This is a genomic window from Microseira sp. BLCC-F43 (assembly GCF_041929235.1).
In the GTDB taxonomy this organism is placed as follows: Bacteria; Cyanobacteriota; Cyanobacteriia; order Cyanobacteriales; family Aerosakkonemataceae; genus Microseira.
Genome location: NZ_JBHFNP010000230.1, coordinates 1 through 11103, shown reverse-complemented (window position 1 = coordinate 11103; position 11103 = coordinate 1). Strand labels below are relative to the sequence as shown.

The following is an 11103-nucleotide window of genomic DNA, read 5'->3' as shown; positions in this document are numbered from 1 at the left end:
ATCATGGATGAAGTTTCCCAGAATTTGGTTGAAAACCTGGACAATCACTACATCAAAGAAATGCGAAGGATTCAACCGAATGGTCCTTATTTTCTAGCAGGCATAATGTGCGGAGGCAGGGTTGCCTATAATATGGCTGAGAAACTCCACGCACAAGGTCAAAAGGTGGAGCTGCTAGCCTTGTTAAATACCCTAAGAGATGAGAATAGCATCAAAATATTGTCAGTCCGAGAGCGGGTTTTTGCCCACTGGAATAACTTTTCCCGACTTGGACATGCCTACGTTTTGAACAAGATGAAGCGGAATATCGAGAATGTCTTGAGTAGGCTAACGAGAATTTACTGCAAGTTTTACGAGCGTATGGGGCTTCCTTTACCTCAAGATTACCAAAGCTTCACTTATCGAAAGGGAAAAAGTGAGGGAAAAAAGTTTGTATTTGCACCGCAGGTCTACCCGGATCGAGTGACCCTGTTCCGGGCTATGGAGGAAATTGAATTCTTGGAACCTGACTTGGGATGGAGCGAACTGGCTCCTGGAGGATTGGAGATCCATGATGTTCCTGGCAACATTTTTAGCATGTTAAAAGAACCTCACGTAAAGGTGCTGGCTGAACAATTGAAAGCTGGCATAGATCGGGTGCAGGGGGATGATTTAGCCCGGATTCCGCCCCAGGACATAATATGAGTGATTTAATTGCTGATGCTCTAATTCCCGAAACAGCTATATCAGTGGCTGGGTTGACCGATTATATCCGCTTCCTATTGGAGCAGGATGACCAACTGCGGCAAGTTTGGGTATTTGGAGAAGTTTCTAGTATCAATCGCCATCGCAGCGGACGGTTCTTTACGCTGCAAGACTCTGAGGGAAAAGCAGCGATTAGTTGCGTTGTCTGGACGAATCAAATTGATCGATTGGCTAAGTTGCCGGTGCCGGGTGAACAGATCGTTGTTTTGGGCAGTATTCGGCTATATCCGCAACGGGGACAATATCAGATAACCGTTTGGCAAGCGTTACCCGCAGGCGTTGGTTTGCGAAGTCTGCGATACCGTCAGTTGCGTTCTAGACTGGAAGCGGAAGGTCTGTTTGCACCAGAAAGAAAGCGCAGTCTGCCAACCCATCCTCAAACTATTGCTGTCGTTACTTCGCCGCAAGCTGCTGCTTGGGGAGATATTCAACGCACTCTCAAGCAGCGATATCCAGGTTTACAGGTACTATTTTCACCGGCTCAAGTGCAGGGTGAGCAAGCGCCACTATCGATTGTAAGGGCAATTGAACGGGTGGTGCGCGATGCTAGAGCCGAGGTGATAATTCTATCGCGGGGAGGTGGCGCGGTTGAGGATTTGGAGTGTTTTAACGACGAAAGAGTGGTGAGGGCGATCGCCACCAGTCCGATTCCAATTGTTACAGGGATTGGACACCAGCGGGATGAGTCTCTCGCTGATTTGGTGGCAGATGTTTGCGCCCATACTCCCACAGCAGCAGCTGAGCTTGTTGTACCAGAATTGGCAGAACTTTATATCGAACATCGTCAACGCATCGCGGCGTTGAGGGAGGCGGTTAACCAGCAAAAGCAGGCGGCGGAAGGTAAAATAGAACAGTTGCGCTCGCGCTTGCTCAGGTTGCGGTTAAATCAGCAAGTTGAACGGGAAAAAGAGGCGATCGATCTATTGCGTCAGCAGCTGATACAATCAACCAGGCGGCGTCTCGAACAAGCTACCCAGCACTGTAATTTGTTACGGCAAAAGTTGGCTACTCTCGCTCCTCAAGCTGTTTTGCAACGCGGTTATGCTGTCGCCAGGGAGGAAGATGGGAGTATTGTTCGTTCTTCGACTGAGTTAGCATTAGGAAAGGAGTTGTTGATTCAGTTGGGGCAAGGGCGGGTTAAGGTTAAAGTTATTGAGATTTTGGATTAATTGAACCGCCAAGACGCCAAGGACGCCAAGAAGATTAAAGAAGGTTTTTTTATGGTTAAGTCTAGGAATTATTCTAGTTTCAATCGGGCTGAAATGCCTGTTAAACAAGATTTTAATTACGAAGAAACGGTGGAGAAAGTCGAAGCAATTATAGCACAAATTGAAGCGGGTAATTTGGATTTGGCTGCTGTTTTTGACGAGTTTACAGCAGCGGTTGAATATTTGCGACAATGCGAAAGTTTTCTGCAAGAGAAACAGCAAAAAATGGATTTATTGATTGAGACTTTGTCGGATACACCAGAGTCTTTTTGAGTGGCTAATGGCTAATGGCTAATGGCTAATGGCTAATGGAAGCGATATTAGCAATGAGAAATTCCCACCAAATTGATTTGGCTAATGGCTAATGGCTAATGGAAGCGATATTAGCAATTAGCAATTAGCTATTAGCAATTAGCAATTACCACCGAAGTTTTTGCCGTTCAAGTTCTAAAGCTGCTATTACTTGTTGATATTCGGTTTCTAATTGCGCGATTTGTTCGGGGGAGAAAGCGATCGCACCAGATCTGCCCATGAATTCCAGTTGTTTGCACAGTTGGGCAAAGGTGTTGGCGCCAAAGGTAGCACTCATCGACTTCAAAGTATGAGCCGCTATGTCTAGTTTAGCTGGATCGGGTTGTGCGATCGCTTGCCGGATGTTTTGCATCAGTTCTGGAGTTTCTGTCAAGTAACCATCGATCATGTCTCTGAGAAATTTATCGGGATTATCTGGGACGGCACTGCGGAGATTTTGCATCGCATTTTGAGCTAAAATCTCAGCCACGTTACTATCTTTTGGATTAATGGGTTGACATCTGCTCAAAGCTGTCTTAAGGTCTTCCAAGCGAATCGGTTTGGTGATATAATCTTCCATTCCCGCTGCGAAACACTCTTGGCGATCGCTCTCTAGGGTACTAGCAGTCATGGCAATAATTCGAGGACGAGAATTATCTACCCATTGTTGACAGATACGACGAGTGGTTTCTAGTCCATCCATTAAGGGCATTTTCATATCCATCAGCACGACATCGTAGGAGTTGCGGTGCATTGCTTCTAATACCTCTACACCGCTACTGGCTACATCTGCTTCATAACCTAATTGCTTGAGCATCCCAGAGGCAAGTTTTTGGTTGAAAATATTATCATCTGCCAACAATATCCGCAAATTGGTAATGGGTGATGGGCGATTGGTCATGGGTAATTCTTTTGCAGCATCATCGATGACTGACGATCGATTGCTCTGTTCGGCGTAAGTATATTGTACGCCCAAATACTCTGCTATTTTTTCCAGTATGGTGTTTTCTTGAAATGGTTTTCGGACAAAGTCATCGCAGCCAATAGACAAGGCTATCATGCGTTCTTCTTCAAAGGCATTGGCGGTTAAAGCAATGATGATTGGTGGTTTATTCCAATTTTTAGCTCTAATTTCTTTAGTGGCGGCATAGCCATCCATTACAGGCATCCGCATATCCATCCAGATTAAATCGGGTGACCAGTTTTCTACTAGCGCGATCGCTTCTTCTCCGTTGGCTGCTTCTTTAACTTCAAAGCCAAGGGGCAACAGCAATTGGACTAATAACTGACGATTAGCCCATTTATCTTCTACTACTAAAATTCGGTAATTCGGTTGTCCGGGTGCTAAACCGATGATTCGACGATCAAATTTGGCTGGCTGAATTTCAGAACTTTCAGCCGATTTAACTTGAATGTGGAAGTTGAAGCTGGTGCCAAGTCCTACGGTACTCGTAACGCTAATATCTCCCCCCATCAATCTCACGAATTTACGACTGATGGGTAATCCCAACCCCGTGCCTTCTTGCGATTTTCGCCCGGTTTCGGTTTGAGCAAATGGTTCAAATAATTTGTCTATTTCTTCTGAGGCAATACCTGGACCTGTGTCTTCAATTTCAAATTGAAGTGTCAGTTGTTTTGTACTATTGAGAGGGGACAAGTGACAACTAAGTACTGACACTCTTAGAATAACAATTCCCTGCTGTGTAAATTTAATCCCATTTCCCAATAAATTAATTAAAACTTGGCGGAGTTTGCTTTCGTCGGTGCAGATATATTGGGGTAATTCGGTGGGGCGATCGAAAATCAGTTGCAGGCTTTTTTCTGCGGCTTTTATTTCGAGCATGTCTTGGATTGAGTCCAGCAGGCAATACAGATCGAAGCTATTTTCATTTAAGCTTGTTTGACCAGCTTCGATTTTGGACATTTCCAAAACATCATTAATTAAGGTTAGTAAATGCTCGCCGCTGCGGTTAATAATGCTGAGGTTTTCTTGCTGATCAAAATTAAGAGAATCATCGCGACTCATCAATTGGGTAAAGCCTAAAATGGCGTTGAGCGGCGTCCGCAGTTCGTGACTCATGTGCGCGAGAAAGTCGCTTTTAGCGCGGTTAGCTGCATCTGCGGTTTCTTTGGCTTTTTTCAGTTGTGCTAGCAATTGCGCTTGTTGTAGTGCGACTCCTAATTGGTTGCCCAACTGAGTCAGCAAGCTGACATCAATTGGTTCCCAGTGACGGGGTTCTGAATGTTGGTAAGCTGCTAATAATCCCCACAGTTTCTCACCCACAAAGACGGGAACGACGATGTAAGCTTTGATTTGAAATTGTTCGAGAATTTCGATGTGGCACTCGGTCAGTCCGGCATTATAAATATCGTTGACGGCACTATTCTCATGGTTGCGAAATCTGCCACCAGCGGTTTCTTGCATGTAGCTATCAACCCAACCAACGTTATGGTTTTCTTGCACGAAAGGTATCCAGCCTTCGGCGACTGACTCAAAGACAAATTCGCCATCCCAGTCGGGTTTGAACTGATAGAAGGCGACGCGATCGCATTTGAGAATTTGTCGGACTTCTGAGGTAGTAACTCTGAAAATAACGTCAATGTCTAAACTGAGGCGAATTCTTTCAATCATCCTGCCGAAGGCACGTTCCCGTTCGGCAATTTTGTTTTGTTGCTCTTTTTGTGCCTGTACTTGTGTGAGTAATGCTTGCAGTTCTTCTGATTGGTTTTGCGCTTGTTTCAGTAATTTGGCTTGTTGCAGTGCGACGCCTAGCTGAACGGCAATGTGGGTAACAAATTCAATTTCTTTTTCTTGCCATTGGCGGGGACCAGAGCATTGGTGAATGCACAGCAATCCCCAAAGTTCCTCTCCTTTCAACAAAGGCACAACCAAATTCGCTCTCACCTGGAACCGCGACAAAATTGCTAAATGACAATCTTGCATTCCCATTTCGTAGATATCGTTTGCTGCCCATATCCGCCCTTTTTGATAGTATTGGGAGACGTTGTTACCAAAACAGTGGTCTTTAACTTTGGCTGCGATCGCTGAAGCAAAATCAGGTAAAACATCCTCGGCGACAAATTCGCTTTCACAGTAGTCAGTGCCGGGAATAAAGCGCGCCATTGCCACTCGATCCGCATTTAGCAGTTGACGCACTTCGGTGGCGGTGGTTTGGAAAATAGTGTCAATATCTAAGGTTTGGCGAATTTTTTCGACAACTTGGGCGATCGCTTTTTCCCGCTCTGCTTCTGCAGCTAATTCGTTCCCTCTTTGGCGCAACTGAGCTTCTAGGGTTGTTGCCAGTACGGTTGACTTTTGTTCCGCCTGTCTGAGTAATTCTGATTGCTGTACGGCGACGCCTAACTGACTGCCTATTTGAACCAAAAAATTAATATCTGCTGCTTCCCAATGTCTTGGAGCGGAATTTTGGTAAGCTGCTAGCAATCCCCATAACTGCTGCCCTTGATAAATGGCAATTATGGCGTAAGCTTTTGCTTGGATGCTCTCAAGTACTTCAAGATAGCATTCAGAAAATCCGGCTTTGTAGATATCGTCAACAACGCGAAATCTCTCGCCTCTGCTGTAGTAACCTCCCCCAGTTTCTTGCATGTACGTATCGACGATTTGAGGATTGGCTAACAGTTTGACGCTACATTCGTTGATGCTTTGGCGCAGTTTTGGGTTCTCTACCTGCTGCTGGAATATGGAGAGCCAACCTGCGGCAACTGATTCTACAACAAATTCGCCGCTCCAGTCGGGTTTGAAGCGATAAATCCCCACTCGATCTGCTTTAATTAAGTGGCGCACTTCAGAAACGGTGGTCTGGAAAATTGCGTTAATGTCGAGCGATCGCCTAATCTTGTCTATAACGGCTGCAACGGCTTTCTCTCGTTCCAATGTTTTAGCCAACCGATCTGATTGCATCCGCATTTCTTTAACTGCTTCTGCCTGCTGCAATGCTAAACCCAACTGGTTGCCAATTTGCGTCAAAAACTTAATTTCTCTTTGTTCCCAGCGACGCGGTTCCCCATCGTGGTAAGCTGCTAACAACCCCCACTGTTTTTCCCCTACAAATATCGGTGCGACGCAATAGGATCGCAATTGTATCTGTTCTAGTAATTGATAAACATCATCGACGGCAAAGCTTTGCTTAGGATGCGCCAGAAAGGAAAACAAAGGAAATAAAGCCGAAAACTCACCCTCGCTCTCTTCATTAAAGCGATGAACTGTCACGCGATCGCACTTGAATAGCTGTCTCGCTTCTTCAGTTGTAGTTTGGATAATCGCGTCAATATCCAAATTAGCGCGGATTTTGGCAATCAACTCGTCTAAAATTCGTTCCCGCTGCTCTTCTGTGGCTAATTCTTCTGCTTGTTTTTGCAATTGCTCTGCTAGCTTTGTTTCCAATTTTGCCGCTCGCTGTTGCGCCTGTACCAGTAATTCTGCCTGTTGCAGTGCTACTCCCACAGGCGCTGCAATTTGACTTACCCACTCAATTTCCTGCGCTTCCCATTGCCTTTTGTCCGCGCATTGGTGAACGCATAGCAACCCCCATAAGCGATCGCCCGTATAAATCGGTGCAACTAACTCGGATCTCACCTGAAACCGGGTCAGCATTAACAGATTATAATCGCATCTCTGGGCCTGATAAATATCGTCTGTTGCTCTTACATTTCCTAACTCCCAATCCTTAGCATCCCCATTCCACAGACTCTCAACTGCTTCATTCAATACCGAAGGCCATTCAGGTAACACATCTTCCGCCACAAATTTACCCCCATGGCAAGAGTCTGTTTCACAGCACAATATTGCCACCCGGTCTGCCTTAAACAGTTGGCGAACTTCTTTGACAGTTGTCTGAACAATACTCTCCCGATTAAAACTTTGCCCAATTTTGCTTATGGCAGTTAACAACGCTTTTTCCTGACTTATTTGAGTTGGTATAGGGATGACAACCTGTTCTAATTCGGCAACCCGTTGACGCAATCTTGTCATTTCTTGCAGCAATGTTTCCACAGTTTTTATCTCTAATTTTACATACTTCGTCTTTTCCATTTTTTTATACTCCATTTATTCGATTTACTTTTTACTAAAAAAATACCTCTATTGCTTGATTTTTATACTTTCCTAATCAATCTTTTTTTAGTAATTTTTCAATTCCCAATAATAAGCTGTTCAATTTCATTCCTAGCAGCCTAGTTGCCAACAAAGAATGCCCGCTATATTTGCCCCATCACCCCTTTTTTTTCTTGTTTATAAATATTTTTTGATAATTTACTATATCTTAGGTTACATAAACTTACCCAACTTCTGCAACTTCTCAACTCTCCCCATTTGGCTGGAGAAAAATGCTGCTGTTATATCGAACTTGGGTATTGTTATAGTAGAGATACATGAAAATTACATAGATAATTTTCTATGGGTTGGGTAAAAAAAATCCGACGCAAGAGCGTTAAAATAACTTGGTTGTAGGTTGGATTCGGGTAGTTAATCAAAACCCAACCTAAGCGCCAAATAGCTCACCACCAGCGGCGAGGATTGAAAAACCATCCAAATTGTTTAGGAGGAGTAGGCAAAGGGCCACGACCTCGCAATACTGTCCAGGTGATGGGGTCTATTTTACCGTTGGCTCTTAACTTATGTTTTTTCTGAAAAGCGATCGCTGCCTGTTCGGTATCAGCATCAAACATACCACTGCGGCGAACGTTATAACCCAGGACTTGCAACAATCCTTGAAGTTCGTATACATCAGCACCCGTATGTCCGATTCTGAGGATGCGAGATCCGGGTTGGACGGTTGTCTTTAATGCTACCCAAGTCTTGGCATCTACGACGCCATTAATTCTCAACCCTTGTTGCCGTTGAAACGCCTTCACCGCAGCTTCTGTCATGCACCCAAAGTCCCCATCTACCTTCAAGTCGAAACCATGAGCGCGCAGAAGCTCTTGCAATTGGGCTACCGCAGGGCCACAATCCCAAGGATATAAGTCCGGACCTGTTAAAGCATCGGCAGCTTCGTGGATAAATCTCAAATTAGTAGCATTCATGACTATATCCCCCCTGTGAGGTTGTTTGCTAGCTGGCAAGCCTTTTGATACAATATTTCCCTGCCGTACATATACGGTCAGCAAAGTTAGCAAAGTCACCTTGTCCCAAGATCGGTGCGAACAAGTAAAAATTACGCTCGGTACGAGCGATCGGCTTTACCCCGCAGCGCGATTGTGTGTAGCGGTTACAGGACTTACGCGAATCACCTTTGTTGCTCTGAAAAATCGTCCCTGGGAAACTAAAGATCGCAGCAAGAAACTTTGGTGATAAGCTCGTAGTGCGTAAGTCCTGGGTTATTCAGGGAAACAGTATGGCAGCGCCAGACTTGAAACAAATCTTATCAAACATAGATTAAGGAAGTGCGATCGCTCAGATCTTGCACCAGTTACCATGACCCGACGGGGAATAAATTAAGAGTCTAATAGCTAAAGTCGGATAAATCCGACTAAAAAACGGCGGGACTTAGGCAAATCACCTTTGTTTCTTGGAAAAATCTTCGACTGGGAAACTAGAGATCCCAGCTGGAAACAAAGGTGATAGGAACGCCCTTGCGTAAGTCCTGAACGGGTGTGGTTATCTACCACCGCTTCTAACAACCTACCTAAATCTACTCATGACGAACAGAATTAGCGTAAGTCTAAGTCAAAGGTGTAACTTCCTCAAGGTAAAAAGAAGCACATTGCTGCTTGCTTATTGCTCGGCTTGCGCTCAACAATAAGCCTTGACCACTTTTCCCCAGTTAGAGTTTGCGACCTTGAGGCATGAAGTATTCAATTGTAACTCCCGATTAATTTGTGTTAGGTGTTTTATGGTTTTCACACCATCTAAGCCTTAACATCCCGCATTAATCAAGCGTACTTACAATTCTACCAGTACTGTCAATCCAACGAAATCTTTGTTGCTTTGAAAAGGTTTAAGCAAAAATAGGTAGGTTTTTAACTGTTTTTACCCCCTAAAACAGTTTTCCGTCCACTTAAGTCGACTTCAGTTACTCGTTGTGGGATTTTAATCTCCAAGCAAACTGGAAGTACAGGTGCAAGATCTTAGATGGGGAACAACGACGCCTGTAATAGAGAAAATCCCTATATTTCTGCGTCTCTCCCCGATTAAGCGATGCTTCCTCGCTTGCGAGTTTCCTTGTAAGAAGTGCCGACGTTTCTTAAACCAGCTTTGATCATTTGTTGTTCTAGCATCGCAAAGAAACGCGCGCGATCGCTCCCGGTAACCACCGCCTGATTGTGCGCCTCGGCAAGCGTTACAGGATAACCATAACCTTTCTGCACTTGCGCCAGCATCAGACTTAAGGCTCGCTCGAACATCACCCCATCTTCTGCTACCCAACCAGGCATGTCAATCCGCGCAATTTCCGCCCCGACATGGACATAGCAAAAATAAATACTCTGCCCTTTTCCGTACAAATCTAAAATCTTTGCCCCACTCCGCCACAAAGGACTGCGCTGTCCCGGTTGCAGTTGAGATAACCAAAACCTCGTATCCCGTAAAGGGTCGAAAACTTCGCAGGGTAGTTTGTCTAAATTATGACAAAAAGTTTGACAGTTAGGCACCGGATGCGGACAAACCGGCAGGCGCAAAAAATTCATCGCCTCGCTGCTTCTAGAAGCACTGAGATACCCTATGAGGGGAATTCCAGCCGTGCGAATTTGTTCCCAAGCTGCAAAAATTGGGGTAAGGATGCGAGCCCGCGCCTCAGAAGGTAATTGTTCCAAAAACCAATAAATCAGCGACCCATCCACCATCGCCAAACTAGGCACAATCGATTTTGGATCCCCCCAACCCCCCTTGTGAAGGGGGGGCAGGGGGGGATCGGGTGTTTGATTTTTTGCGCTCCCCCCCTTGTGAAGGGGGGGCAGGGGGGGATCGGGTGTTTGATTTTTTGCGCTCCCCCCCTTGTGAAGGGGGGGCAGGGGGGGATCGGATGTTTGATTTTCGATTGATCCATTCTCCTGGGCCCCTCTACCTCCATCTTCTTGACTTTTTGCCCAACTCGTGCATAGTTCAGCCAAAGCTACAGTTTCGGAGACAGTACGCCAATAACCCAACCATTCTTCGATGCGAATACCCCACTGACGAGAGATATTGAGATCCTCAGCTTTGTAGAAAACTTCTGGTAGGCTATCCATAAACGGATGGCGACTTTGCCCGTAATGCAACACCACTCGGCCTATATTAATCAGATAACAATAGGCAATTTCGTGGTGACTGGGAGTCATTTGGGAACCGTCGGTAGCGATGACAGTGTGAGCTTTTGGCGGAACGGGAATTTCGATACGGGTATCTAAAGGCTCAACGGGTACGGCGGCGGTGAAAATGAGGCGATCGCGCCACTGTTGTTGTCGCTGGACTAATTCCGATTGTTGTGCGAGCGATCGCCAGAGCAATTGCGTTGCTAATTCCAATCTTTTGCGAGAAGCAGCAGTCTCAGCATTCAGGTGCTGACTGATACCCTGCATTTGCCGCGCCACTTTTGTTAGGTCTAGCATAAGATTGAAAAATTAGAACCCGCTTAGATGCTAGCTTATCCGAAAAAAGGCATCCCCGCGTCAATAATGGTTGATTTTACATCACGTAACCAACGATTAAAATCGCGCCTATACAAACAAAACCTGCCTCCGCAGGTTTTAAATTCAAATCCGCCTGCGCGGACTTTGTGGCAGCAACGATTAAAATCGCGCCTATACAAACAAAACCTGCCTCCGCAGGTTTTAAATTCAAATCCGCCTGCGCGGACTTTGTGGCAGCAACGATTAAAATCGCGCCTATACAAACAAAACCTGCCTCCGCAGGTTTTAA

General features: G+C 45.4%; 8 protein-coding genes. 4 read left to right on the top strand and 4 right to left on the bottom strand.

From position 1 onward, the window contains the following. The 3 genes from ACE1CM_RS30595 to xseB all read left to right on the top strand — a co-directional run. On the top strand, positions 1–684 hold a 684-nt coding region (locus ACE1CM_RS30595), incomplete at its 5' end, for a thioesterase domain-containing protein (protein ID WP_374882627.1). Next, a complete protein-coding gene (gene xseA / locus ACE1CM_RS30590) occupies positions 681–1913 on the top strand; it encodes an exodeoxyribonuclease VII large subunit (RefSeq protein ID WP_374882626.1) in 1233 nt (410 codons plus the stop codon). The genes ACE1CM_RS30595 and xseA, both read left to right, overlap by 4 nt. A 51-nt stretch (positions 1914–1964) precedes the next feature. Next, positions 1965–2225: an exodeoxyribonuclease VII small subunit gene (xseB, locus tag ACE1CM_RS30585; RefSeq protein ID WP_374882625.1), complete on the top strand. Its 261-nt coding sequence runs from the start codon at positions 1965–1967 to the stop codon at positions 2223–2225. 145 nt (positions 2226–2370) lie between these two features. On the opposite strand, the gene ACE1CM_RS30580 is transcribed toward xseB, so the two are convergent. Together ACE1CM_RS30580 and ACE1CM_RS30575 are read right to left on the bottom strand one after the other, a co-directional pair. Continuing rightward, positions 2371–7299, bottom strand: a complete 4929-nt coding sequence (locus ACE1CM_RS30580; RefSeq protein ID WP_374882624.1) for a GAF domain-containing protein — start codon at positions 7297–7299, stop codon at positions 2371–2373. Positions 7300–7763: 464 nt separating this feature from the next. Next, the gene (locus tag ACE1CM_RS30575) at positions 7764–8291 is read right to left on the bottom strand and encodes a peptidoglycan-binding protein (RefSeq protein WP_374882623.1); all 528 of its coding nucleotides are present in this window, start codon (positions 8289–8291) and stop codon (positions 7764–7766) included. A gap of 100 nt (positions 8292–8391) precedes the next feature. Here ACE1CM_RS30575 and ACE1CM_RS30570 point away from each other — a divergent pair, with 100 nt between their 5' ends. Continuing rightward, positions 8392–8559, top strand: a complete 168-nt coding sequence (locus ACE1CM_RS30570; RefSeq protein ID WP_374882622.1) for a hypothetical protein — start codon at positions 8392–8394, stop codon at positions 8557–8559. Between the two features lie 839 nt (positions 8560–9398). Here the strand turns inward: ACE1CM_RS30570 and ACE1CM_RS30565 are convergent. Together ACE1CM_RS30565 and ACE1CM_RS30560 are read right to left on the bottom strand one after the other, a co-directional pair. After that, positions 9399–10793, bottom strand: a complete 1395-nt coding sequence (locus ACE1CM_RS30565; RefSeq protein ID WP_374882621.1) for a DNA double-strand break repair nuclease NurA — start codon at positions 10791–10793, stop codon at positions 9399–9401. A 76-nt stretch (positions 10794–10869) separates the two neighbouring features. After that, positions 10870–11103, bottom strand: a 234-nt coding sequence (locus ACE1CM_RS30560; RefSeq protein WP_374882620.1) for a hypothetical protein, incomplete at its 5' end; no start/stop codon positions are given.